The 25,517-nt window shown below is 72.5% G+C and carries 19 protein-coding genes; 9 read left to right on the forward strand and 10 right to left on the reverse strand.

Annotated elements, in window-relative coordinates:
- Position 1: 1 nt before the first annotated feature.
- Positions 2 to 3,412, forward strand: a complete 3,411-nt coding sequence (locus ACFU97_RS02125; protein WP_384249648.1) for an SAV_2336 N-terminal domain-related protein — start codon at positions 2 to 4, stop codon at positions 3,410 to 3,412.
- Positions 3,413 to 3,478: 66 nt separating this feature from the next.
- Here the strand turns inward: ACFU97_RS02125 and ACFU97_RS02130 are convergent, their stop codons facing one another.
- From ACFU97_RS02130 to ACFU97_RS02140, 3 genes are read right to left on the reverse strand one after another with little or no spacing between them, the layout of a single operon-like run.
- On the reverse strand, positions 3,479 to 4,273 hold the full coding sequence (locus tag ACFU97_RS02130; RefSeq protein ID WP_384250289.1) for a sugar phosphate isomerase/epimerase family protein: 795 nt from the start codon (positions 4,271 to 4,273) through the stop codon (positions 3,479 to 3,481).
- A 38-nt stretch (positions 4,274 to 4,311) separates the two neighbouring features.
- Positions 4,312 to 5,463, reverse strand: a complete 1,152-nt coding sequence (locus ACFU97_RS02135; RefSeq protein WP_384249650.1) for a dihydrodipicolinate synthase family protein — start codon at positions 5,461 to 5,463, stop codon at positions 4,312 to 4,314.
- Positions 5,460 to 6,611: a Gfo/Idh/MocA family protein gene (locus ACFU97_RS02140; protein WP_384249653.1), complete on the reverse strand. Its 1,152-nt coding sequence runs from the start codon at positions 6,609 to 6,611 to the stop codon at positions 5,460 to 5,462. The genes ACFU97_RS02135 and ACFU97_RS02140 overlap by 4 nt, the downstream gene beginning before the upstream one ends.
- A gap of 288 nt (positions 6,612 to 6,899) precedes the next feature.
- Here ACFU97_RS02140 and ACFU97_RS02145 point away from each other — a divergent pair, with 288 nt between their 5' ends.
- The 4 genes from ACFU97_RS02145 to ACFU97_RS02160 all read left to right on the forward strand — a co-directional run bounded on the left by ACFU97_RS02145 (position 6,900) and on the right by ACFU97_RS02160 (position 10,857).
- Positions 6,900 to 7,964, forward strand: coding sequence for a LacI family DNA-binding transcriptional regulator (locus ACFU97_RS02145; protein WP_384249655.1), 1,065 nt, complete (start codon positions 6,900 to 6,902; stop codon positions 7,962 to 7,964).
- Between the two features lie 472 nt (positions 7,965 to 8,436).
- Positions 8,437 to 9,036: a dihydrofolate reductase family protein gene (locus ACFU97_RS02150; RefSeq protein ID WP_384249658.1), complete on the forward strand. Its 600-nt coding sequence runs from the start codon at positions 8,437 to 8,439 to the stop codon at positions 9,034 to 9,036.
- A 76-nt stretch (positions 9,037 to 9,112) separates the two neighbouring features.
- Entirely contained in the window at positions 9,113 to 10,045 is a 933-nt protein-coding gene (locus ACFU97_RS02155) for a GNAT family N-acetyltransferase (RefSeq protein WP_384249661.1), read from the forward strand.
- Positions 10,046 to 10,056: 11 nt separating this feature from the next.
- Entirely contained in the window at positions 10,057 to 10,857 is an 801-nt protein-coding gene (locus ACFU97_RS02160) for a sugar phosphate isomerase/epimerase family protein (protein ID WP_384249663.1), read from the forward strand.
- A gap of 9 nt (positions 10,858 to 10,866) precedes the next feature.
- Here ACFU97_RS02160 and ACFU97_RS02165 read toward each other — a convergent pair whose 3' ends face one another.
- Positions 10,867 to 11,454, reverse strand: a complete 588-nt coding sequence (locus ACFU97_RS02165; RefSeq protein ID WP_384249666.1) for an RBBP9/YdeN family alpha/beta hydrolase — start codon at positions 11,452 to 11,454, stop codon at positions 10,867 to 10,869.
- Positions 11,451 to 12,131, reverse strand: a complete 681-nt coding sequence (locus ACFU97_RS02170) for a GNAT family N-acetyltransferase (RefSeq protein WP_384249668.1) — start codon at positions 12,129 to 12,131, stop codon at positions 11,451 to 11,453. The genes ACFU97_RS02165 and ACFU97_RS02170 overlap by 4 nt, the downstream gene beginning before the upstream one ends.
- A 109-nt stretch (positions 12,132 to 12,240) precedes the next feature.
- On the opposite strand from ACFU97_RS02170, the gene ACFU97_RS02175 reads away from it, so the two are divergent.
- Both ACFU97_RS02175 and ACFU97_RS02180 read left to right on the forward strand, forming a co-directional pair.
- Positions 12,241 to 12,642: a hypothetical protein gene (locus ACFU97_RS02175; protein WP_384249670.1), complete on the forward strand. Its 402-nt coding sequence runs from the start codon at positions 12,241 to 12,243 to the stop codon at positions 12,640 to 12,642.
- A 16-nt stretch (positions 12,643 to 12,658) separates the two neighbouring features.
- Complete coding sequence (locus tag ACFU97_RS02180) at positions 12,659 to 14,260, forward strand: DnaJ C-terminal domain-containing protein (RefSeq protein ID WP_384249672.1); 1,602 nt, start codon at positions 12,659 to 12,661, stop codon at positions 14,258 to 14,260.
- Here the strand turns inward: ACFU97_RS02180 and aroA are convergent.
- Entirely contained in the window at positions 14,257 to 15,498 is a 1,242-nt protein-coding gene (gene aroA, locus ACFU97_RS02185; RefSeq protein ID WP_384249675.1) for a 3-phosphoshikimate 1-carboxyvinyltransferase, read from the reverse strand. The two genes, ACFU97_RS02180 and aroA, sit on opposite strands and share 4 nt — an antisense overlap.
- 523 nt (positions 15,499 to 16,021) lie before the next feature.
- Here aroA and ACFU97_RS02190 point away from each other — a divergent pair.
- Positions 16,022 to 17,815: a glycoside hydrolase family 3 protein gene (locus ACFU97_RS02190; RefSeq protein WP_384249677.1), complete on the forward strand. Its 1,794-nt coding sequence runs from the start codon at positions 16,022 to 16,024 to the stop codon at positions 17,813 to 17,815.
- A gap of 128 nt (positions 17,816 to 17,943) precedes the next feature.
- Positions 17,944 to 18,585, forward strand: a complete 642-nt coding sequence (locus ACFU97_RS02195) for a hypothetical protein (protein ID WP_384249679.1) — start codon at positions 17,944 to 17,946, stop codon at positions 18,583 to 18,585.
- A 35-nt stretch (positions 18,586 to 18,620) separates the two neighbouring features.
- Here ACFU97_RS02195 and ACFU97_RS02200 read toward each other — a convergent pair whose 3' ends face one another.
- The 4 genes from ACFU97_RS02200 to ACFU97_RS02215 form a co-directional block, all read right to left on the reverse strand.
- The gene (locus ACFU97_RS02200) at positions 18,621 to 20,060 is read right to left on the reverse strand and encodes a S28 family serine protease (RefSeq protein ID WP_384249681.1); all 1,440 of its coding nucleotides are present in this window, start codon (positions 20,058 to 20,060) and stop codon (positions 18,621 to 18,623) included.
- A 75-nt stretch (positions 20,061 to 20,135) separates the two neighbouring features.
- Positions 20,136 to 20,531, reverse strand: coding sequence for a hypothetical protein (locus ACFU97_RS02205; RefSeq protein ID WP_384249683.1), 396 nt, complete (start codon positions 20,529 to 20,531; stop codon positions 20,136 to 20,138).
- A gap of 94 nt (positions 20,532 to 20,625) precedes the next feature.
- Positions 20,626 to 24,348, reverse strand: coding sequence for an ABC transporter ATP-binding protein (locus tag ACFU97_RS02210; protein ID WP_384249685.1), 3,723 nt, complete (start codon positions 24,346 to 24,348; stop codon positions 20,626 to 20,628).
- Positions 24,349 to 24,446: 98 nt separating this feature from the next.
- Entirely contained in the window at positions 24,447 to 25,481 is a 1,035-nt protein-coding gene (locus ACFU97_RS02215) for an esterase-like activity of phytase family protein (protein WP_384249687.1), read from the reverse strand.
- Between the last annotated feature and the right edge of the window lie 36 nt (positions 25,482 to 25,517).

The raw sequence follows: 25,517 nt of genomic DNA on the forward strand, positions 1-25,517 counted from the left end.
GGTGGGTACCGGGGACGGTTCGCACGCGGGTGACCGGCTCGGTGCGGTGCTGCAGATCCTCAAGGGCGCCCTGAACGGTCCCGAACTCGATCCGCACGAAGTACTGGACGTGCTGTGGCTGGCGAGCCGGCTGCCGGAGGATGCCGACGACCTGCCGCTGCGGCGCCGCGCCTCACGGCATGCGGAGTCGGCAGCGCAGCAGACCCAACCACGGCAGCCGGCTGACGACGAGGGGACAGAGGCTGACGAGCAGGACCCCTCGCACCCGGGTGCCAACCTGCCCGGCCCGCACTCGCCCCAGTTGTACGCCGCCGCGCTTCCGCCGCCCCTGCCCGACCTGCCGCAACACCTGCCACCCGCAGATCCCGGGAAATCGGCTCTCCCCCTGCTCGTTCCGGAGGAGAAAGCACTGCGCGACGAGCTGGCGATCGGGCGGTCTCTGCGGCCGCTGAAGCGCAAGCGGCCCAGCCCACGGTTGAGCGAACTCGACGAGGCGGCCACGGCGGCCCAGCTGGCCGAGACGCGGCTCCCCGACGTCGTCATGCGCCCCACCCGGGAGCGCTGGCTGAACCTCGTCGTGGTCGTCGACGACGGCGTGTCCATGCTGCTGTGGCACCGGCTCACCAACGAACTGCTGACCGCCCTGAACCGGCTCGGCGCCTTCCGCTCGATCCAGGTTCGGGGCATCGAGACCCGGGGCTCAGGCGCCCCGGTGCTGCGTGGCCACCCCTTCGATCCGCACAGCACCGTCCTGGCCCCCTCGACGTTGCTCGACCCCTCCGGCCAGACCCTGATCCTGGTCGTCAGCGACGGCATGGGGTCCGGCTGGCGCACCGGTGCCGTGCACGACGTCCTGCTCCAGTGGGCGACCAGCGGCCCTGTCGCGGTACTGCACACCCTGCCGCCCGCGCTGTGGGACGGTTCGGGGATCCAGGCCGACCGCTGGCAGACCACCACCCGCCGCCCGGGCGGTGCCAACACGTCGTGGGAGATCACCGACCCCGTACTGCCCCGGGCCGTGGCCGAGTTCACCGGCGTACCGGTCCCGGTCCTCCGCCCCACCGCGTCCTCGCTGCGCGCCTGGGCGGAGCTGCTGACCTCGCCGGGCGCGACCGTCGAACTGCCCCTGCTGGCCCGCCCCCGGCGGCACGCGCCCGTCGCCCCGCCCCGCGAAGCGGGCAGCCTGCAGCACTTCAGGGACGCGGCCTCTCCGGAGGCGTACCGCCTCGCCGCCCACCTGGCCGCGGTGGCACCGGTGTCCGTCCCGGTGATGCGCCTGGTGCAGTCGTCGGTGCCTTGGGAGGCGAGGACCACGCACCTGGCCGAGGTCTTCCTCGGCGGCCTCGTCCACCCCTACCCGGCTCCCGTGCCGGGGCCGCTGCCCGCCAAGCACCGGGTCTTCGACTTCACCGAGGAGTGCAAGACCGCGCTCCTGGACGCCGTACCCAGTGGCGAACTGCTGCGCACCGGCCGCCGCATCGGCCGCCGTCTGGAGCAACTGGCGGGACGCTCCCCAGACTTCCCCGCGTGGCTTGCCCACCCCGAGGGCGCCGACACCCTGCCCGCCGCGTTCCCGTCCTTCACCACCCTGGAACGGCGGCTGATGGCCCGGTTCGGAGTGAGCGTCCCCGCTCCCTCGGCTCCCTCCCAACGCCGCGTCGTACGGCCCCCGGTGTGGAATCCGCTCGGCTCCCAGGACCCCACCCGACTCGGCCCCTACACCCTGCGCGGCCGGCGCACCGGCGCCCGTAGTGTCGTGTACCTCGGCCTGGACGAACAGGGCGAGGAGGTGGCCGTCCGCACCGTGCGCCCGGAACTGCCGGCATCCACCGCACAGTTGCTGTCCACCGAGGCCGAGGCGTTGCGCCGCATGAGCGGCCGCTACGCCCCGGCCCTCCTCGACGCGGGCCTGACCGACACCCCTCCGTGGATCGCGGTACGGCTGTTCCCGTCGGCCGGCGGCTCGAACGCCCAGCCGCCGCGTCTGAGCGACCTGCTGGCGTACACCGGCCCCGACCAGGTCGGCGCCTTCGATCTGATCAGCAGCCTCCAGCTGGGCTGGCATCTGGCCAGCGCGCTGAGCATCTGTCATCTGGTCGGCCTCGTCCCTGCCGACCTGTCGCCGGACGCCGTCGTGGTCCTGGAGCGAACGGTGCTGCTGACCGGCCTCTCCGACTGCTCCGTCGACGGCGAGTTCCACGGCACGGGCGCCCCGCCGACCCGTGAGGACAACATCCGCGCACTGGGCGAGCTCATGCGGTTGGTCAGCAGCCGTCCGCGCGCACCGCTTCCGGGGCTGCCGGAGGGCATGCACCTGTGGTCGGGGGACACCTGGCAGCCGCTGCGGGACCTCGTGCTGAGGTGCCTCGCCCCGGACCCGGCGGCACGCCCGGTCGCCGGCGAAGTGGCAGACAAGCTGGGCCAGTACGTGGCGATCGCGCAGGCGATGCAGGGCGCCCGGAAGACCGACGCGGAAGGGACGGCCACCGAGCGAGGGACGGCCGAGAGACCACGGCTGTCGCCGAGCCCGGTTCCGCCCGCGCGCGAGGTGCGTGTGGGCGGAAGACCTCCGATCGGCACTCGCGTGGAGGCCGAGGTGCCCCGAGGGCCGTCCTTCGGCCTCTTCGGCAACCGTTCCCGCGGACCTCAAATGGCCGCCGTCCAGCGGCCGCTCACGCACAACAGGCGCATCACCGTGGTCGGCGCCCGGCCCAACTCCGGCCGGGTCACCACCACCATCGCGCTCGGCGCGCTCTTCGTCGCCCTGCGCGGTGAGGCGGCACTGGCTCTCGACGGGGCTCCGGCCGCCGGCGATCTGCACGTCCACCTGCCTCCGAAGGTCTCAGCGTCACCGCGCATGCTCACGCGGCTGCCGCCCGACGCCTCCTACGAGGAGATCGGCCGCTACACCCATCGTCTTCCCTCGGGCCTGGAGGTGCTCGCCCATCGCACCCTGCTCGCCACACCGAGTCCCGGCTACGCCGACGAGTACCGGCATGTCGTGGCGCTTACTGCCCGCCACTACCCGGTGGTGCTGACCGACTGGGCCGCACACCGTCTCGACCAGGCGGCCGACGTGGTACTGGAACAGACGGACCAGCTGATCGTCTGCTGTGCCGCCCGGCACGAGGAGGGCGAAGCCGTGGAGGCCGTGCTCGACGGCCTCCGCCGCAGGGGCTGGGGGCGTCTGGCCGACCGGTCCGTCGTCGCGGCGAGCCTCGGCGGCAACCAGTCCCCGGCCGCGGCCGTCCGCTTCAGCAGGCTCGAGCGCTACGCCGATCTGGTCCTCGTCCCGTACGACCCGTCCCTCGCCGACCACAGGACCGTCGACCTCCGCGACCTCCGCCCCCGTACCGCCCGCGCCTTCCTGGATCTGGCGGCCCTCGCGATGACCGATCCGGAAGGCGAGTGAGGCCACGAGGGAGCCCGCACCGGCGGTGCACCGGTGCGGGCCGGGCGACTCATAGGACCCGCGGGGTCATGTGTGCTCCACGAACCGACGTGCCGTCTCCTCCAGGACCTCGCGGCCGTCCCGGGACCACAGGGCGTCGTTGAACAGTTCGACCTCGATGGGGCCGGTGTAGCCGGCGGTCTCGACGTGGGCCTTCCATGCGCGCATGTCGATCGCGCCGTCGCCGATCTGGCCGCGGCCGTTGAGGACGCCCTCGGGCAGGGGGGTCGTCCAGTCGGCGAGCTGGAAGGTGTGGATGCGGCCGCCGGCGCCCGCGCGGGCGATCTGCGCGGGGGCGTTGTCGTCCCACCAGATGTGGTACGTGTCGACGGTGACGCCGACCTGCTGGGCGGGGAAGCGTTCGGCCAGGTCGAGGGCCTGGGCGAGCGTCGAGACCACGCAGCGGTCGGCGGCGTACATGGGGTGGAGCGGCTCGATGGCCAGCCTCACCCCGTGCTCCTCCGCGTACGGGCCCAGCACCGCCAGGGCGTCGGCGATGCGCTCCCGCGCACCGTGCAGGTCCTTGGAGCCGGCCGGGAGGCCGCCCGAGACCAGGACGAGGGTGTCGGTGCCGAGCGCCGCGGCCTCGTCGACGGCCCGCCGGTTGTCGTCCAGCGCGCGGGTGCGCTCCTGCCGGTCGATCGCCGTGAAGAAGCCACCGCGGCACAGCGTCGTGACGGCCAGGCCCGCGTCGCGGACCAGCTTCACCGTCGCCTCGACGCCGTACGACTGGACCGGCTCGCGCCACAGGCCTACGCCCGGGACGCCCAACTCGACGCAGGCCTCGACGAGTTCGGGCATCGACAGCTGCTTCACGGTCATCTGGTTGATGGAGAAGCGGGACAGGTCACCGACAGCGCTCACTGGTTCACTCCGTACAGGGACAGCAGGTTCTTCATCCGTTCCTCGGCCAGCTTCGGGTCCGGGAACAGGCCCAGCCCGTCGGCGAGTTCGTAGGCGCGGACGAAGTGCGGCAGCGAGCGGGCCGACTGGAGGCCGCCGACCATGGTGAAGTGCGACTGGTGGCCGGCCAGCCAGGCCAACAACACGACGCCCGTCTTGTAGAAGCGGGTCGGGGCCTGGAACAGGTGCCGGGAGAGTTCGACGGTCGGGTCGAGCAGCTCGCGGAAACCGGCCACGTTCCCCGTGTCGAGGACACGCACCGCCTCGGCCGCCAGCGGGCCCAGCGGGTCGAAGATGCCGAGCAGGGCGTGGCTGAAGCCCTGCTCGTCGCCGGCGATCAGCTCGGGGTAGTGGAAGTCGTCGCCCGTGTAGCAGCGCACGCCCTGCGGGAGCCGGCGGCGGATGGCGATCTCCCGTCCGGCGTCCAGCAGGGAGACCTTGATGCCCTCCACCTTGTCCGGGTGCGCGGCGATCACGTCCAGGAAGACGTCGGTCGCCGCGTCCAGGTCGGACGAGCCCCAGTAGCCCTCCAGCGCCGGGTCGAACATCGGGCCGAGCCAGTGCAGGATCACCGGCTCGGCGGCCTGCCGCAGCAGATGGCCGTAGACCTCCAGGTAGTCCTCGGGGCCCGACGCGGCGGCGGCCAGTGCGCGGGACGCCATCAGGATGGCCTGCGCGCCGCACTCCTCCACCACGGCGAGCTGCTCCTCGTAGGCCGCGCGGACCTCGGCGAGCGAACCGGCGGTGATCTGGTCGGTGCCGACGCCGCAGGCGATCTTCCCGCCGGCGGCCCGGGCCTCGGCGGCGCTGCGCCGGATCAGCTCGGCCGCGCCCGCCCAGTCCAGGCCCATCCCGCGCTGGGCGGTGTCCATGGCCTCGGCGACGCCGAGCCCGTGGGACCACAGGTGGCGGCGGAAGGCGAGGGTGGCGTCCCAGTCGACGGCGGCGGGCGCGCCGGGCGACACGTCCGCGAACGGATCGGCGACGACGTGCGCCGCCGAGAAGACCGTACGGGAGGTGAACGGGGTCCCGGGGGTCACCACCAGGGGCTCGGTGCGGGGTTCGTAGGCCCTGAACCCGCCCTGGAAGTCGGGGAGTCGGAGGGTCACAGCTGAATCTCCGGGACGTCGAGGCGGGTGCCCTCGGACGAGGACCTCAGGCCCAGTTCGGCGAGCTGGACGCCGCGGGCGCCGGCGAGGAGGTCCCAGCGGTAGGGGGCGTCGGCGTAGACGTGCCGCAGGAACAGCTCCCACTGGGCCTTGAAGCCGTTGTCGAACTCCTCGTTGTCCGGGATCTCCTGCCACTGGTCGCGGAAGGAGTAGGTGGCGGGGATGTCCGGGTTCCACACCGGTTTCGGGGTCATGCTGCGGTGCTGGACACGGCAGTTGCGCAGGCCCGCGACGGCCGATCCCTCGGTGCCGTCGACCTGGAACTCGACCAGTTCGTCGCGGTTGACGCGCACGGCCCAGGAGGAGTTGATCTGGGCGATGGCGCCGCCGTCGAGCTCGAAGATGCCGTAGGCCGCGTCGTCGGCGGTGGCGTCGTAGGGCTTGCCGTCCTCGTCCCAGCGCTGCGGGACGTGGGTGGTGGCGATCGCGTGGACGGACTTCACCCGGCCGAACAGCTCGTGCAGGACGTACTCCCAGTGCGGGAACATGTCGACGACGATGCCGCCGCCGTCCTCCGCGCGGTAGTTCCAGGAGGGGCGCTGGGAGGACTGCCAGTCGCCCTCGAAGACCCAGTAGCCGAACTCGCCGCGGACCGACAGGATCCGGCCGAAGAAGCCGCCGTCGACGAGGCGCTTGAGCTTGAGCAGGCCCGGCAGGAAGAGCTTGTCCTGGACGACGCCGTGCTTGACGCCCTTCTGGTGCGCGAGCCGGGCGAGGTCGAGGGCGCCCGCGAAGCTGGTGGCGGTGGGCTTCTCGGTGTAGATGTGCTTCCCGGCGGCGATCGCCTTGGTGAGGGCCTCCTCGCGGGCCGAGGTGACCTGGGCGTCGAAGTAGATGTCCACGGACGGGTCGGCGAGGACGGCGTCCACGTCCGTCGAGAAGTGCTCCAGGCCGTGCCGCTCGGCGAGCGCGCGCAGCGCGTGCTCGCGGCGGCCGACGAGGACCGGTTCCGGCCACAGCACCTCGCCGTCTCCGAGGTCCAGGCCGCCCTGTTCGCGGATGGCCAGGATGGAGCGGACCAGGTGCTGGCGGTAGCCCATGCGCCCGGTCACGCCGTTCATGGCGATACGCACCGTCTTGCGTGTCACGTCATTCCCTTCGCAGGCGTCGTACTCAGCGTCGTTCGCGGGTGTGCGCGCCGCGACGGCCCTCCTGTTGAGCGTCACAGCAAGCGCTTTCTATCTCTCATGAGAAGCTAGCCTCTGACCACCGGTCCGGACAAGACCGTGACCGCTTCGAGTTGTTCGAGGGGACGAACAGTGGGGGCATCTGGCCGTAAGGTCTGCTCGACGTACTCGGAACCGAGGGCCTTCGGCGGCCTGTCTACGAGGGCGTACGACGAGGTACGACGAGATGCGTGACCGGAGGACGACGAGATGACGGTGACCCTGGCGGACGTGGCGGCCCGCGCGCAGGTCTCGCCCGCGACGGTGTCGCGCGTGCTGAACGGGAACTACCCCGTGGCCGCCTCCACCCGGGAGCGGGTGCTGAAGGCGGTCGACGAGCTGGACTACGTGCTGAACGGTCCCGCGAGCTCCCTGGCCGCCGCCACCTCCGACCTGGTCGGGATTCTGGTCAACGACATCGCCGACCCCTTCTTCGGGATCATGGCGAGCGCGATCCAGGCGGAGATCGGCGGGCCGGGCGGGCGCGCCGGCGGCGAGCGGCTGGCGGTCGTGTGCAACACCGGCGGTTCGCCGGAGCGCGAACTGACGTATCTGACCCTGCTGCAGCGCCAGCGGGCGGCGGCGGTCGTGCTGACCGGCGGCGCCATGGAGGACGCGCAGCACGCGGCGGCGGTCGCCGCCAAGCTGCGCAAGCTGTCGGAGGCGGGGACGCGTGTGGTGCTGTGCGGGCGGCCGCCGGCGCCGGAGACCGGGGCGATCGCGCTCGCCTTCGACAACCGCGGCGGCGGGCAGCGGCTGACCGAGCACCTGATCGGGCTGGGGCACAGGCGGCTCGGATACATCGCGGGTCCGGAGGAGCGGACGACGACGCGGCACCGGCTGGAGGGGCATCGCGCCGCGCTGGCTGCGGCGGGGATCTCGGAGGATCCGGGGTGGACGGTGCACGGGCGCTACGACCGCACTTCCGGGTACGAGGCGACGCTGGAGCTGCTGCGGCGGGATGCGTCGCTGACGGCCGTGGTCGCGGCGAACGACTCCGTGGCGCTGGGCGCGTGCGCGGCGCTGCGGGAGTCGGGGCTGCGGATTCCGCAGGACGTGTCCGTCGCCGGGTTCGACGACCTGCCGTTCAGCGTCGACGCGGTGCCCTCGCTGACGACGGTGCGGCTGCCGCTCGCGGAGGCGGGCGCCCGGGCCGGGCGGATCGCCATGGGGCGGGAGGACGCACCGCCCGGGGGGATCGCGACGGTGCGGGGGGAGTTGATGGTGCGCGGGTCGTCCGGGGTACCGCGACAGACGGCGTCTGCGACGGCGTGATGTGACCCGGGGGGCTGCGGCAGACCGCATGCGCGCAGCGTGACGTGGCCCGGAGGTCACGGGAACCCCCGCGAACCGCGCCCGCGACGCCGTGACGTGCCCCGGGAGCGCATAGGCCGCGGGGGTCGTGAGGGCCCCAGGGGTCGTGAGGGCCGCGGGGACCGCGAGGGCCCCGGAAATCACAGGGCCCGCGGGAATCACAGGGACCCCGGGAATCGCAGGGGCCTAGGAGTCGCAGGGCCCACGGAAAGACAGGGACCCCGGGAATCACAGGGGCCCACGGGCATCGCAGGGACCGCGGGAGTCGCGAGGCCGTGGAAGTCGCGCGGATCGCGAGGGCCGTGCCCCGATGTCGTACCCGGACGTCCGATGACTTTCCTGTTGCGGGCCGGTCCTTCTTGCCGTAATCGCTGTAGCAGTCGTCACCGGCCCGGCGGACGACCCGAGCGGCAAGAGCGACAGGAGAGGTCCCATGCGCATCGTGGTCAGCGAGTTCATCAGTCTCGACGGGGTCGTGCAGGCGCCCGGCGGGCCCCAGGAGGACACGGACGGGGGGTTCGCGCACGGCGGGTGGTCGCATCCGTACTTCGATCCCGAGGTGGTGGGCGGCGCCTTCGCCGCGGGGCTGGAGAACGCCGAGGCGCTGCTGTACGGACGGCGCACGTATCTGACGATGGCCGGGGCCTGGCCCGAGCGGGCCGGGGACCCGTTCGCGGACCGGCTCAACGCGCTGAAGAAGTACGTAGTGACCGACACGCTCTCCGACGCCGAGCTGACCTGGAACAACACCGAGCGGATCGCGGGCGGCGAGGCCGTCGCGCGGATCCGGGAGCTGCGCGCGACCCCCGGCGGCGACCTGGCGATGATGGGCAGCCCCACGCTCGTGCGGACGCTGATCGGTGAGGGGCTGGTCGACGAGCTGCAGCTCATCCACATGCCGGTGATCCTCGGCGGCGGGAAGTCCATCTTCCCCGAGGACGGCACGAAGCGGGGCTTCGAGCTGGTCTCCACGGCGCGGGGCAAGACCGGTGTGCAGGTGAGCGTCTACCGGCCGGTGGCCGACGAGGGGTAGCCCGCGCGGTGCGGGTGTCCTAGTCTCGGACCGACGGTATCTCTGACTGAGTCAAGTATCCGGGGGTTCGACGCTCATGACCGTCCAGGACATCCGCACCTTCAACCGCTTCTACACGAACGTCATCGGCGCCCTCGACTACAGCCGCCAGCTGTACGCCCCGTACACCCTGACCGAGTCCCGGGTGCTCTACGAGCTCGCGCACGCGCCGCAGACGGACGCCGCCGACCTGCGGACCGAACTCTCCCTCGACGCCGGGTACCTGAGCCGGATCCTGAACAAGTTCGAGGAGGACGGGCTGATCGAGCGGGCGCCGTCGAAGCGTGATCCCCGGCGCCGTCGCGTCACGCTCACCGCCCGCGGCCGGGAGACCGCCGCGCTGCTCGCCGAGCGGGCCAACGAGTCGGTCGGCGCGCTGCTCGCCACCGTGCCGTCCGCCGACCGACCGCGGCTGTCCGAGGCGCTGCGCACGGTCCGCGAGATCCTCTCCGACGGCCGGGCGCCCGGCCGCGAGGACGTCGTGCTGCGCGATCCCTCCCCCGGCGACCTCGGCTGGATCGTCCAGCGCAACGCGGCCCTGTACGCCTCCGAGTTCGGCTGGAACGCCGACTACGAGGGGCTGGTCGCCCGGATCGTCGCCGACTTCGCCGAGGACCACGACCCGCACCTGGAGCGGGTGTGGATCGCCGAGCACGACGGCCGGCCGGTGGGCTGCGTGATGTGCGTACGGGACGACGCCCCGGCCACCGCCCGGCTGCGGCTGCTGCTGGTCGAACCCGACGCGCGGGGCCTCGGCATCGGGGACCGGCTCGTGGGCGCGGTGATCGACTTCGCGCGCGGCGTCGGCTACCGCGAGCTGGTCCTGTGGACCAACGACGTGCTCGCCTCCGCCCGCCGCATCTACCAGCGTCACGGTTTCGTGCTCGTCGGGGAGAAACCGCACCGATCTTTCGGAAAGGACCTGAACGGCCAGGACTGGCGGCTGGACCTGCACGGCACCCCGGGGTGAGAGTAGGGACCATGAGACTGGCGTTCTCCACCCTCGGTGTCCCCGGCCTGCCCGTGACGGACGTGATCAACCTCGCGGCCACCCACGGCTACCACGGCGTGGAGCTGCGCGCGCACCCGGAGGAGCCGGTCCACCCCGGCCTGGATCTCAACCAACGGGCGGACGTGGCCGCCGAGTTCAAGGCCGGCGGCATCGAGCTGCTGGGCCTCGCGGGGTACGCGCGCGTGGCCGCGCCCGGGGACGACGGGCCGGTGATCGACGAGATCCGCGACCTGCTGGACCTGGCCCGCGACCTCGGCGCGCCCTACGTCCGGGTCTTTCCCGGCGCCGGCTCCGAGCAGACCCGTGAGCGCGCCGACGCGGCCGCCGCCCGGCGGCTCGGCACGGCCGCGGAGTACGCCGCCGACCTGGGCGTACGCATCCTGCTGGAGACCCACGACTCGCACCGCACGGGCGCCGACGCGATCCGTGTGCTCGGGCTGGTCGGCCACCGTCACGTCGGCGCCCTGTGGGACGTCATGCACACCTGGCTGGGCGGCGAGCAGCCCTCGGAGTCGTACGCGGCGCTGTCGCCGTACCTCGGCTACGTCCAGGTGAAGGACATCGCCTCCGCCGACGACACGACGCCGCTCGCGCTCGGTGCGGGGGTGCTCCCCCTCACCGAGTGCGTGGAGGTCCTCTCGCGCCACGGCTGGGACGGCTGGCTGTGCTGGGAATACGAGAAGCGGTGGTACGAGGACGCCGCGCCGCTGCAGGACCTGCTGGCGGCGGGGCGCGAGCATCTGGGGCGGTTGCTGAACGAGTGCGCCTAGGGCGCCGGCCTACGGCGCGGGCCGGACGGCGATCTCCGCCGTCGGGTCGAGGCACCACGCCAGCACGGAGGGCCAGGAGCCGTAGCCGGCGTCCAGGTCGAGGTGGGCGGCCCCGGGCAGGATGTCGGTGGGGAGGCCGAGCGGGACGCCGTACGTCTCGCGGGCCCCTTCCGGGCAGTACGGGTCGTCGTCGCCGGCGACGAGGCGGGTGGGCGCGGCGAGGGTGAAGTCCAGGGCGGGCGGGGCGAATTCGGCCACTTCCGGATGGCTCAGCAGCACGGAGCCGGACGGCGGGGCGACGAGCAGCACCCTGCTGACGGCGCCGTCCCTCACGAGTCCGCGTGAGGCGGCGTGCAGCCAGAGCACGGCGGATGCGCTGTGGGCGACGACGACCCGCTCGGGGCCGGGGAGTTCGTCCAGGTGCCGGGTGAGCTCCGTGAGCCAGGCCTCCAGGCCCGGGTCGTCCGGATCGGGGAGCTGGGGGTAGGTGACGTGGTGGCCGAGCGCGCGGAGCCGGTTCGTCAGCCAGTGCTGCCAGTGGTCCTCGGGGCGGCGGTTCTGCCAGCCGTGCAGGACGAGGAAGTTCGGGGCGGTCATGCGCCCGATCGTGTCCCGTGACCGGGCCCGGGTCCAGTGCCTGCCGCCTGCGCCCGGCCGGCGGCGCGGGCCACCCGCTCCTCGAGCCGGTTGCGGCGCTCGGGCCATTCGTCGGCCGTGATCGAGTAGATCGCCGAGTCGCGCAGGCGTCCGTCCTCGCCCGGCGCCCAGGAGCGCGACCAGTTGCGCAGGACGCCCTCGAAGCGGGCACCCACGCTCTGGATCGCGGCGCGGGAGCGGGCGTTGCGGGCGTCGGTCTTGAGGTCGACCCTGGAGACGGCCCACTCCTCGAACGCGTGCCGGAACAGCAGCAGTTTGGCCTCGGCGTTGATGCCGGTGCCCTGTGCGGAGGCGCCGAGCCAGGTGAACCCGACCTCCACGGCGTCGAGCCGGTCGTCGGCCCGCCAGCACCGGGGCTCCCAGTACGACGTGGCACCGACCGCGCGTCCGGTCGCGAGGGACACCTGGGCGTACGGCAGCAGCCGCCCCGTCGCCGCCCTCGCGAGCTGCTCGTCGACGTACCGCCCGACCTCGTCCGCCCGCGGCACCCAGGTGAAGTCGTAGGTGCCGCGGTTCTCCTCCGCGGCGACCGCAAGGTCGGCCACGTGCCGCTGCCCGAGCGGCTCCAGCCGCACCAACCAGCCCTGCAGCAGGGGCGCTTCACATCTGAACGTCACCCCGGCGAGTCTGCCGGGCCCACCCTGCTGCGTCGAACGGATTTCCCCGGACCACCGCCTCTAGACTGGGGACGCCGATGAGCAGGGGGAACAGGGGGACGAGGTGGCGGTGGCCGAGCGCATGCGTCTGGTGCTGTCCGGTGGACAGGATCTCGACCAGGAGGAACTCGAGGCGCTCACGGCGCAGTTGAGGTGGCGCCTGCTGGAAGTGGACGTGGACGACGTACGGATGGAGCGGTCCCACGGGGCGCCTCCCCCGGGCGCCAAGCCGGGAGAGCTGATCACCGTCGGCGCGCTCGCCGTCACCCTCGCGCCCGCGGTGTTCCGGCCGGCGCTGCGCGTGGTGGAGACATGGCTGAAGAACCGTCCCGTGCGCACCGTGAAGGTCGACGTCGACGGCCGCACCCTCGAACTCGGCCATGCCTCCCCGGAAGAGCAGCGGCTCCTCGTGGAAGCCTTCCTGGAGGCGCTCCCGGCCGAGTCCGCACAACCGCCCGCCGGCCAGGAGTGACGGGAGCGGGCGGCACATGAGCGACTTCGCCCTCGGCCCGGGCCGCAGGGACGCACTTCTGATCGCGACCGGAAGGTACGACGACCGGACCCTGAGCACACTGCGTTCTCCCGGACAGGACTGCGCGAGCCTCGCCGGCGTACTCGCCGACCCCGGGATCGGCGCCTTCCGCACCGAGCAGGTGAGGGACGCACCGGCCCACCAGGTCATGCGTGCCGTCGAGCGCTTCTTCATGGACCGCAGCCGCGACGACCTGCTTCTGCTGCACATCTCCTGCCACGGCATCAAGGACGACGACGGCCGGCTGTACTTCGCGGCGCGCGACACCGACCGCGACCTGCCCGCCTCCACCGCGGTCCCGGCCGCGTTCCTGCGCGAGCGGATGGAGCGCTGCCGGGCGCGCACCGTCGTCGTGCTGCTCGACTGCTGCTACAGCGGAGCCTTCCTGCCGGGCTCGAAGGGCGACGACCAGATCCATGTACGGGACGAGCTCGGCGGGCACGGCCGGGCCGTACTGACCGCGACCAACCGGACCGAGTACGCCTGGGAGGGCGAGCACGTCGAGTCCAAGGTGCCGCAGCCGTCCCGTTTCACGGGCGCGCTGATCGAGGGCTTGCGCACGGGGGCCGCGGACCTCGACGGCGACGGCCGGATCACGGTCACCGAGTGGTACGACTACGTGTACGAGTCCCTGCACCGGGCCGGCGTGAAGCAGCGCCCGCGGATGTGGGCGGAGCTGGAGTACCGGGTGACCGTGGCCCTGGCGGTCGGCGGGCGCCGGTCCGACGCGCGCGCCACGCGACCCCCGACCACCGGAACGCCTGCAGCGGTGACCCTCGACACGCCGCCCCCCGCGGCCGATCGGTCCTTCTCCGACATCATGGACGCGTTCTTCGCCGAGTCGGCGAAAGGCGGCCCGGACGCCACGGCGCAGCGGCCCGAGCGGCATCCCGGGCCGCGGAGGCAACGCGGTCAGGACGCCGTGATCCGGGTCGAGTTCACCCTGGAGGAGACCGGGCTCGGCACGGTCAAGGAACTCCAGCTGGACACGGCGATCCTGTGCCCGACGTGTTCCGGCTCGGGAGCGGCGCGCGGCGCCACGGTGGACACCTGCCACGCCTGCGAGGGAACCGGCAGCAGGCGACGGGCCTTCGGGAGGTCGGGCAAGAACATCTGCCCGGAGTGCGACGGCTCGGGCACGCTCCTGTCCGCCCTGTGCGAGGAGTGCGCGGGCGACGCCCGGGTCCGCTCCCGCCGCACCATCAGCGTCAGGGTCCCGGGCGGCGTCGACAACGGGTCACGCATCCAGCTGTCCGGAGAGGGCGAGGTCGGCCCCGGCGGCGGCCCGCCGGGCGACCTGTACATCGAGGTCGCGGAGCTGCCGCACCGACGCTTCCGGCGCGTCGGCGACGACCTGCACTGCGACCTGACGATCACGGCGCACGCGGCAAAGTCGGGTACCACGATGAAGGTGGCCACCCTCGACGGCCACAAGACCATCCGCATACCCTCGGGCACCCCTGACGGCCGGACCATCCGCATCATCGGCCAAGGCGTCAAGCACCTCAGGTCCGACGGCCGCGGAGACCTCCTGGCGCGCACACGGATCCGCGGCTAGACGCCCAACTCCCCCCGCAGCACGCCGAACGCCTCGTGGAAGGCGGGGAACGTCTTCCGCACGCAGCCAGGGTCGTCGAAGGAGACGTCCGGGGTGCGGAGGCCCGTGACCGCGAAGGACATCACGATGCGGTGGTCGCCGTAGGACTTGATCTCCGTGGCGGGGGTGGGGGTGCCCGGGTGGATCTCGATCCAGTCGGGGCCCGTGCGTACGTCGACTCCCAGGCGCCGCAGGTTCTCCGCGCAGGCGTCCAGGCGGTCGCACTCCTTGACGCGGGTGTTCGCGACGTCCTCGATGCGCACCGGGCCTGAGGCGAACGGGGCGATGGCCGCGAGCGTCGGCATCGTGTCGGAGATGTCCCGCATGGCGACGGTGAGGCCGCGCAGCGTCCCCGTGCCGCGGACCGTGGTGCCGTCCGGGCGCAGCGACACCTCGGCGCCCATCCGGCGCAGCACGTCGACGAAGCCGAGGTCGCCCTGGAGCGCGCCCTGTCCCAGCCCCGGCACCGTGACCTCGCCGCCGGGCGTCACCGCGGCCGCCGCGAAGAAGTAACTCGCCGTGGAGGCGTCCGGTTCGACGTCGTACGTGGTGGCGCGGTAGCCGCCCGGCGGGACCGAGAAGACGTCGCCCTCCCGGGCCACCTCCACACCGAACGCGCGCATCATCGCGATCGTGATCTCCACGTACGGCGCCGACACCAGGTCCGTGACCCGGATGCGCAGGCCCTTGCGGGTCAGCGGGCCGAGCAGGAGCAGGGCCGTCAGGTACTGCGAGGACTGGCCCGCGTCCAGGACCACGTCGCCGCCCTCGACGCCCGCCGCCCGCACCGTCAGCGGATGGTGCCCCTCCGCCTCCTCGTGCCGCAGGTCCACGCCGAGGTCGCGCAGGGCGCGGGTGAGGGGCAGCAGGGGGCGGCGCCGCATCTGGGGCGAGGCGTCGAAGCGGTAGGTGCCGTGGCCGGCCGCCGCGAGCGTGGGCAGGAAGCGGGCGGTGGTGGCGCCGTCGCGGCAGTACACGTCCGCCTCGGGCACCGCCGGGCCCTGCGGGCGCCCGTCCACCTGCCAGGCGTCCGGGGTGCGCCCGACGCGGTGGCCGAGCGCCACGAGCCCCTCGGCGAAGCCCTCCGTGTCGTCCGAACGCAGGGGGCGCCGCAGGGTGGTGACGCCGTCGGCCGCCGCCGCGAGGAAGAGCGCGCGGGCGGTGATGGACTTGGAACCGGGGATGTCGACTACGGGCATGCCGTCATGATCGGCCGACCCTGACCGGCGATGCCGGTGCGTCCACGGGATGGACCACTTCCCGTCGCCCGGCCGTCACCGGCCCGGCCGCGTCCCGGTGAGACCGGTGGCGCAAAGGAGCCGCCGGTCGTCCGGCGATCGCAGGGACGGTACGCCCGCTGCAGGAGCCGTGCCCGCACGTCGCGTCACACGCGTCCCGCCGGCCCCTCGGCCCCCGACTTCCCGCAATCGCCCGGAACGGGGGAACCCGGCCCCTTTACGGTTCGTCCAACCCGCAAGCTGCCGGATGAGTCTCCGCCGTGCGGTGTCGGCCCTCGCTGCTGGCTGCGATCGCTGACTTACCCTCTCCGCCGTACTGCGGCCGGCAGCACGCCGCCATCGGCGCGCCCCCCTCCAACAGCGCCGATGGCGGCCCCTCTTCGTCCCCCTCACGTCCTGTGCGTTCCCTTGACTGGCAGAAACTTCCCGGTTATTGGTGACTCCTTGGAAGTTTCCTTCAGTGGATCCTCCGGAAGGAGCGCACGTGCCCTCCAGACGTACCGTTCTCGCCGCCACCGCGGGCGTCACCGCCGCCCTGGCCCTCGGCTCCCCCGCCCACGCCGCCGCGGTGGACGACAAGAAGCTCCGCGCCCTCATCTCCCGCATGAAGCTGGAGGAGAAGGTCGGCCAGCTCTTCGTCATGCGCGTCTACGGCCACTCCGCCACCGACCCCGACCAGGCCGACATCGACGCCAACCTCAGCGAGATCGGCGTGCGCACCGCGGCCGAGCTGATCGCCAAGTACCGGGTGGGCGGCATCATCTACTTCACCTGGGCGCACAACACCCGTGACCCGCACCAGATCGCGAGCCTGTCCAACGGGATCCAGCGCGCCTCGCTCACCCAGCCGCGCGGCCTGCCGGTGCTCGTCGCCACCGACCAGGAGCACGGCATCGTCTGCCGCGTCGGCGCGCCCGCGACGCTCTTCCCGGGCGCGATGGCGATGGGTGCCGGAGGCTCCCCGCAGGACGCCCGCACCCTCGGCCGCATCTCCGGCGCCGAGCTGCGCGCGATCGGCATCAACCAGGACTACTCGCCGGACGCCGACGTCAACATCAACCCGGCCAACCCGGTCATCGGCGTGCGCTCCTTCGGCGCCGACCCGGACGCGGTGGCCGCGATGGTGGCCGCCGAGGTCGGCGGGTACCAGCGGTCCTCGGTCGCCGCGACCGCCAAGCACTTCCCGGGCCACGGCGACACGGCCGTCGACAGCCACTACGGCTTCCCGGTCATCACCCACAGCCGGGAACTGTGGGAGAAGCTGGACGCCGTGCCGTTCCGGGCGGCCGTCCAGGCGGGCATCGACGCGATCATGACCGCGCACATCCAGTTCCCGGCGCTGGACGACTCCGGCGACCCGGCCACCCTCTCCCACCCGATCCTCACCGGCATCCTGCGCGAGGAACTCGGCTACGACGGCGTGGTGGTGACGGACTCGCTCGGCATGGAGGGCGTACGGACGAAGTACGGCGACGACCGCGTCCCCGTGCTCGCGCTCAAGGCCGGCGTCGACCAGCTGCTCAACCCGCCCGACCTCCCCGTCGCCTGGAACGCCGTCCTGAAGGCCGTGCAGGGCGGCGAGTTGACCGAGGCGCGCCTCGACGAGTCGATCCTGCGCATCCTGCGCCTGAAGGCCCGCCTGAAGCTGTTCCAGCAGCCCTACGTCAGCGATCACGGCGTGGACCGCACGGTCGGCACCCGCGCCCACCTCGCGGCGGCCGACCGTGTCGCCGAGCGCACGACGACGCTGCTGGTCAACGACGGCCGGCTGCTGCCGCTGTCGCGGACCGCGCACAAGAAGCTCCTCGTGGTGGGCGCCGACCCGGCCTCCCCCTCCGGCACCACGGGCCCGCCCACCGGCGTCCTCGCGGCCGCCTTCACCGAGCTGGGCTTCACCGCCACGGCCCTGTCCACGGGCACCGCCCCCTCCGCCGCGACGATCGCGAAGGCGGTCGCGGCGGCGCAGGACGCGGACGCGGTGGTCGTGGGCACCTACAACGTCACGGCGGGCAACGCGCAGAAGACCCTGGTCGAGCAGCTGGTGGCGACCGGGAGGCCGGTGGTGGCGATCGCGGTCCGCAACCCCTACGACGTGGCCCAACTGCCCTCCGTACGGGCCTACCTTGCCAGCTACTCGTGGACCGACGTGGAGCTGCGGGCCGCCGCACGGGTGATCGCCGGGCGGGTCGGGCCGCGCGGGCGCCTGCCGGTGCCGGTGCAGCGGGCCGACGACCCGGCGCAGGTGCTGTACCCCATCGGGCACGGGCTGTCGTACTAGACGGGACGTAGGGCGCATACGCCGCACACCCGGCGTGCACCCGTCAACCGGCCCAAAGCCTCCCGCGTGTCTGGCGTGCGCCCGCTGCGGCGGGTCACGCTGGATGAGGGGTATCCGGGGGGTTGGCGATGCGTGAGAGAAGTTGTGTGGGGGTGGTCTGCGCACTGCTGGTTCTGGCCGTGGCTCTGCTGACCGGCTGCCAGATGCTGTCCTCGTCCGGTTCGGGCGGGGACGCGGCGAGCGGGCGGCCCACGGCCACCGGCGGGACGAGTCCGGCGCGGCCGTCGGGGAACGGCGCGGTGTTCCTCGCCGTCGACGAGTGCAGCTCGTTCGGCACGACGAGCTTCACCGAGGTGCCGTGCACCAGCGAGCGGGCGGCGGCCCGGGTCGTGGCGCGCTTCGACGGCCCGGTCGGCCGGGGTCCGCTGTGCCCGTCGACCACGGACTTCGTCCTGCACATCAGCGCGCAGAAGTCCTCGCCGGGCGTGGACGGTTCGGTGCCGCAGGGATACGCCTGCATGCGCAACCTGGAGCCGCCGCACCCCGGTGACCCGGGCGGCGGGGGCGGTCCGCGCACCATCGTCGGGGACTGCGTCTACGGCTCGGGCAGCGGCCAGGTCCGCGAGACGGCCTGCGACGGCAGCGGGCAGCGCAAGCCGCAGTACAAGGTGGTGAAGGCGGTCGCCGCGTGTGCCACTTCCCCGGGGGAGACGGCGTTGTACGGACGGTGGAGGGCCCCGCAGCTGGTGGGCTGCGCCCGGCCGGGGTGACCGACGGCCGGGCGCAGCTCGGGAGTTGCCGGGCCTTACGGCCGCAGGGCGGGATCGCGCTCCACGTCGCGCACGTCCAGCCGGCCGTCGAACTTCGCCAGCGGCTTCGCCTGCGCCGCGGTGGCGGCCGGGACGCCGGCCCAGTCCAGGATGCGGGCGGTGGCCAGCGCCTTCTGGTCGGCGACCAGGCCGGCGACGTTGGCGCCGTGGTTCATCCCCGGGGCCGTGAAGACGTACGCGTCCTTCGAGCCCTTGCCGACGCCGAACCGCTCGGCGCCCCACGGGTCGTTCGAGCCGTAGACGAAGAGCATGTGGTGGGCGTGGTGGCGCACCCACGAGTCGACGTCGCGCATCGCGTACGGCTGGAACGTCATCGGGATGTCGCGCGGCACGAAGTTGCGCGGCGGCTGGTAGCCGTAGCGGACGTACTTCTTCTCGATGTACGGGAAGTGGATCGTCGGTGCGCCCAGCTGGGTGCCCGCCTGGTAGTAGTACGGCGTGTACGGCTCCAGGCCCTGGTCGGTGTAGAACGAGAACCCGGAGATCGTGTCGACCGAGTTCCAGATCTGGTCGTCGGTCGCGGTCTTCGCGTCCGGCGGGACCAGGGTGTCGTCACCGCAGTTGGCGAGCAGGTTGTACTGCCAGAAGCCCCAGACGTAGTCGAGGACGACGGCCTCGTAGGCGCGGTCCAGGCTGCCGATCGTCGTGAAGGTGTAACCGTTGTCGGCGGCGTAGGAGGCGTACTTCTTCTCCAGCGAGTCGCGGCGCACCAGGGCCTCGCGCTGCACCGCGTTCAGGCGGTCGCGGCACTCCTTGGTGCCGACCTGGGTGAAGAAGCGGTCGTAGGCCGAATCCTCGTTGTTCACCACGTCGTTGGGGGCGACGTACGCCACGACGCCGTCCATGTCGCGCGGGTAGAAGCGCTCGTAGTAGGTGGCGGTCATGCCGCCCTTGGAGCCGCCGGTGGAGATCCAGTTCCTGCTGTAGATCTTCTTCAGCGCCTTGAAGATGCGGTGCTGGTCGCCGGCCGCCTGCCAGATGTCCAGCTTGGACCAGTCGGCCGGGTCGGGCCGGGACGGGGTGAAGAAGCGGTACTCCATGGAGACCTGGTTGCCGTCCACGATCTGGGTCGGCTCGCGGCGGCTGGGCGTGGTGGAGACGTTGTAGCCGCCGGTGTAGAAGACCGTCGGGCGGCTGACGTCCTTGTGCAGCACGGTGATCCGCTGCTGGAACGTGCCCTTGGACGGGTGGCGGTGGTCGATCGGCTGGGTGTAGTTGAGGACGAAGAAGCGGTAGCCGGGATACGGCTTCTCCTCGATCAGGCTCATGCCCGGTATCGCGAGCAGCTGATCCTTGATGTCGGTGGTCGCCTTGGTGGTCGTGGCCGTCGGCTCCGCGGCGGTGGCCGCGCCTGCCGTGCTCACCGTGCCTATGCACACCGTGAGCGCCATCAGCCATCTGAGCGCCTTGCGCATGCACCCTCCCCTGTGAGACAGATGTGCGTGCGGAGCCTACGGAGCAACTCCCTTGCGCACCAGGGGCCGTGAGGGTCAGAAGCGCTTCCAGCCGCCGGAGTCGTACGAGCCGTGGCCGACGGCGCCCTTGATCCATACGGTGCGGTGGCCGACGTACGCCCGCACGGGACCGGCGTGCCGGGCGAACCGGCCCTTGTCCACGACGGGTTCGAAGCCGCGCACCTGGAGGCTGACCATCATCTGGCGGCGGGCGCCGGGGTTCTTCGGGACGGTGAGGGCGCAGAGGTAGTTGCCGCTCTTGTAGACCTTCACGGAGCCGGTGGAGAAGGTGAACGTCCTGATGTTGCGGCCCGCGCAGGACGACGAGGCCGCCTGCGCCTCGGCCGCCGGCCCCAGAACGGCGAGCAGCCCGGAAGCGGCCAGCACGGAAAGGAGTGTCACGCCCCGGCGCCGTATCGCACCACTGTCCACTGTCGTCCCTCCCGCACCCAGGCAATGAGCGTACTGGTGTACGGACGCACGACGTATGTCGGATGGTTGCACGAGAACAAACCGGACACCACCGTCAGGCCACCGCCGGCTCCTCGTCCGCCCCTACGAACGTGCGCCACAACTCCGCGTAAGTGCCGCCCAGTTGGAGCAGTTCGTCGTGGGTGCCGTCTTCGACGACGCGGCCGTGGTCCATGACGACCACGCGGTCCGCGCGGGCCGCGGTGGTGAGGCGGTGGGCCACCACGAGGGTGGTGCGGCGGCCCGCGAGGCGGTCCGTGGCCTGGTTGACCTGGGCCTCCGTGGCCAGGTCGAGCGCGGCCGTCGCCTCGTCGAGAAGGAGGACGTCCGGGTCGACCAGTTCCGCGCGGGCCAGCGCGATGAGCTGGCGCTGCCCGGCGGAGAGGTTGCGGCCGCGCTCGGCGACCTCGTGCAGATAGCCGCCGTCGAGCGTGGCGATCATCTCGTGCGCACCGACCGCGCGGGCCGCCGCCTCCACCTCGGCGTCGGTGGCGTCGGGGCGGCCGTAGGCGATGGCGTCGCGGACGGTGCCCTGGAAGAGGTACGCCTCCTGCGGGACCACGCCCAGCCGGTGCCGGTAGGCGGTGATGTCCAGCGCCCGCAGGTCCTGCCCGTCGACCGTGACACGGCCGCCCGTGGGGTCGTAGAAGCGCGCGACGAGCTTGACGAGCGTCGACTTGCCCGCGCCCGTCTCGCCGACGAAGGCCACCGTCTGCCCCGCCGGGATCCGCAGGTCGATCCCGCCGAGCGCTTCCTCCCCTGCCGCCTCGCCGGCGCGGCCGTAGGCGAAGTGCACGTCCTCGAAGGCGACTTCGCCGCGCAGGGCGGGCACCTCGCGCGGCTCGCCCGCTGCCTGCGTGGAGGTCTTCTCCCTCAGCAGTTCCTGGATGCGGCCCAGGGACACCGTGGCCTGCTGGTAGCCGTCGAAGACCTGCGACAGCTGCTGGACCGGCGCGAAGAACAGGTCGATGTAGAGCAGGTAGGCAACCAGCGCACCGGTCGTCAGCGTCGCGTCGTCGATCCGCCCCGCGCCCGAGACGAGCACGGCCGCGGCGGCCACGGACGACAGCAGCTGCACGAAGGGGAAGTAGATCGAGATCAGGAACTGGCCCCGGATCCGCGCCCGCCGGTAGCTGTCGCTGCGCTCCGCGAACCGCCGCCCGCCGTCGCGCTCGCGCCGGAACGCCTGCACGATCCGCAGCCCGGACACCGACTCCTGGAGGTCGGCGTTGACCACCGACACCCGCTCACGCGCGAGTTCGTACGCCTTCACGCTCGCCCGCCGGAAGAAGAACGTCGCCACGAACAGCGGCGGCAGCGTGGCGAAGACGACGAGCGCGAGCTGCACGTCGATCACCAGCAGCGCGACCATGATGCCGAAGAAGGTGACGACCGAGACGAAGGCGGTGACCAGCCCCGTCTGCAGGAACGTGGACAGCGCGTCCACGTCCGTCGTCATGCGCGTCATGATCCGGCCGGTCAGCTCCCGCTCGTAGTAGTCGAGTCCGAGCCGCTGGAGCTGGGCGAAGATCTTCAGGCGCAGCGAGTACAGGACCCGCTCGCCGGTGCGCCCGGTCATCCGGGTCTCGCCCCGCTGCGCCGCCCACTGCACCAGCACCGCGAGCAGCCCGAGCAGCGCGGCCGCCCAGACCGCGCCGAGCGCCATCCTGCTGACGCCCTGGTCGATGCCGTGCCGGATCAGGACGGGCAGCGCGAGCCCCATGCCCGCGTCCACGGCGACCAGCCCCAGGCTGACCAGCAGGGGAAGCCCGAATCCGCGCAGCAGCCGCCTCAGTCCGTACGACTCCTCCGGCCGCACCGCACGCGCCTCGTCGATGTCCGGGGTGTCGCTCGCCGGGGGCAGCGCGTCCACCTGGGCGAGCAGTTCGGGCGTGGCCGGCATGCCCTCAAGCGCCGTGTCCTTGGGCTCGCGGTCGCCGGTCCACAGCCGCGGGGTGACCCCGCGCTCGGCGTCGAACTCGGCGTCCAGCTCCGCGCGGACGGAGGTGTCCTCCTCGGGGCAGGCGGGCTGGGCGTGGCCGGGCGAGACGCCGCCCAGCTCGTCCGGGTCGGTGAGCAGCCGCCGGTAGAGCGCGGACCGCTCCTGGAGCTCCTCGTGGGTGCCGACGTCGGAGAGCCGGCCCGCGTCGAGCACGGCGATCCGGTCGGCGAGGCCCAGCGTGGAGCGGCGGTGCGCGATGAGCAGGGTGGTGCGGCCCTCCATGACCTGCTTGAGCGCCTCGTGGATCTCGTGCTCGACCCGGGCGTCCACGGCGGAGGTCGCGTCGTCGAGGACGAGCAGCCGCGGGTCGGCGAGGATCGCGCGGGCGAGGGCGACGCGCTGGCGCTGGCCGCCGGAGAGGGTGAGGCCGTGCTCGCCGACCTTGGTGTCGTAGCCCTCCGGGAGCTCCCGGATGAAACGGTCCGCCTGGGCGGCGCGGGCGGCGGTCTCGATCTGCTCGTCGGTGGCGTCGGGGCGGCCGTAGGCGATGTTGGAGCGGACCGTGTCCGAGAAGAGGAACGAGTCCTCGGGGACCAGGCCGATCGCGGCCCGCAGCGAGTCGAGGGTCAGCTCGCGGACGTCGTGGCCGCCGATCAGGACGGCGCCGTGGGTGACGTCGTAGAAGCGCGGCAGGAGGAGCGAGACCGTGGACTTGCCGGACCCCGAGGAGCCGACGACGGCGAGGGTCTCGCCGGGGCGGATCTCGAAGCTGAGCCCGTCGAGCACGGGCCGGTCGTCGTCGTAGCCGAAGGACACGTCGTCGAACTCGACCGTGGCCGGCGCGTCCGCGGGCAGGGTCTTGGTGCCGTCCGCCATCGACGGCTCGGTGTCGATCAGCTCCAGGACGCGCTCGGTGCCGGCCCGCGCCTGCTGCCCGACCGTGAGCACCACGGCGAGCATCCGGACCGGGCCGACCAGCTGGGCGAGGTAGGAGGAGAAGGCCACGAAGGTGCCGAGGGTGATGTGGCCGCGCACCGCCAGCCAGCCGCCGAGCGCGAGCATGGCGACCTGGCCGAGCGCGGGCACCGCCTGGAGGGCCGGGGTGTACCTGCTGTTCAGGCGGATGGTGCGCAGCCGCCCGGCGTACAGCCGGCGCCCGACCTCCCGGAGCTTGCCCGTCTCCTGGTCCTCCTGTCCGAAGCCCTTCACCACGCGTACGCCGCTGACGGCGCCGTCGACCACGCCCGCCACGGCGGCGGCCTGGGCCTGGGCGTACCAGGTGGCGGGGTGCAGCTTGGAGCGGCTGCGCCGGGCGATGAACCAAAGGGCGGGGGCCACGGCGAGGGCGACCAGGGTGAGCGGCAGCGACAGCCAGGCCATGATCACGAGGGAGACCAGGAAGAGCAGCAGGTTCCCGATGGTCATCGGGAGCATGAAGAGCAGGCCCTGGATCAGCTGGAGGTCGCTGGTGGCGCGGCCGACGACCTGGCCGGTGGAGAGCTCGTCCTGCCGGCGGCCGTCGAGCCGGGTGATCGTCTCGAACATCTCGGTCCGCAGGTCGTGCTGGACGTCGAGGGCGAGGCGGCCGCCGTAGTAGCGGCGTACGTAGGTGAGGACGTAGACGACGACGGCGGCGCCCACGAGGATGCCCGCCCACGGGGCCATGCCGCGGCTGTGGTCGCCGATCACGTCGTCGATGATCACCTTGGTGACCAGCGGGACCAGCGCCATGACGGCCATGCCGCCGAGGGAGGAGCCCAGGGCCAGCACGACGTCCTTGGGGTGACGCCATGCGTACCCCGCCAGTCGCCGTACCCATCCCCGTTGCGTGTCCACGCGGGTGCCCTCCGTCAGCAGTCCTGATCTACCGGAAGGCACCAACGCGGAACGAAGCGGATTTCATCCCTCCGAAACAATTCCGGGGAGGACGGCGGTCAGATACGGACCCGGAGGTGGTAGAACCGCGTCGTCTGGGTCGCGCCCTGGTTGTCGTCGCTGACCAGGAGGACCTTCAGGCGGCCGTGGTCACGGCCCGTGATCGTCATGCCCTCGATGTTGTCGAGGAGGGGGTTGGGCTGGGGCTGCTTGGCGGTGGCGCCGAGGGAGGGGCAGTCGGCGATGTCGGCCAGCAGGGTCTTCCTGATCACCCGGACACCCGCCTGGCCGGTGAGGTTCTCGACGCCGCTGGTGTCCGTCGCGTGCCGCGGGTCGGCCAGGTAGAGGCGGACGGTGTTGCCGACGCCCGAGGTGAAGCCGCGCTCCAGGACGAGCAGCCGGCCGTCGGGGGTGTCCCGCACCTCGGGGACGCCGAGGCCCGCGTCGACGCGGTACGCGTACTGCGCGCCGAGCCGGAAGTGGCCGCCCTCGGTCCGGGTCCAGGTCTGGAGGCGGACGAGGTCGGTGGAGTCGCCGGAGATCGCGTTCTCCATGGACGCGAGAAGGGTGCGGCCGCCGGGCAGGAGGGTCAGGCCCTCGAAGGTCTGGTTGGAGGTGGCGCGCCCGGCCGGGGCGACGAGCAGCGAGGAGGGGACCGGGAGGCGGTCGAGGATCGTCCCGTCGCGCGCGTAGCGGCGGATCGAGGGCTCGGTCTCCGAGGTGATCAGACGGGTGCCGTCCCGGTCGACGACGAGGCCCTCGCTGTCGAGCGCGGCGCCCTTCTCGTCGGCGAGCTGGACGACGCCCTTCGGCTGCAGCGTCCGCGCGTCCAGGCGGAAGAGCGAGGAGCGGTCCTCCAGGGCGGCGAGCGAGCCGTCCCGGTCCACGGCGAGCGCGGAGAAGTTGCCGACGAAGGTGCCCTGGTACGTCGTCTTGTCGAGCGCGTCGGAGAAGCGGTCGATCGAGACGGCCGGGGAACAGGCGTGGGTCGTCGCGTGGGTCGCGGTGGTGGCCGTGGCGGGCCCGGCGGCGGTCAGCGTGGTGGCCGCCGCCAGGGCCGCGGTGACGGTCGCGAGTACGGTTCTCAGGCGCATGGGCGCCACCGTAGGACGGGTCGGTGACGAGCGGGA

Origin of the sequence: Streptomyces sp. NPDC057616 (genome assembly GCF_042800575.1) — a bacterium.
In the GTDB taxonomy this organism is placed as follows: Bacteria; Actinomycetota; Actinomycetes; order Streptomycetales; family Streptomycetaceae; genus Streptomyces.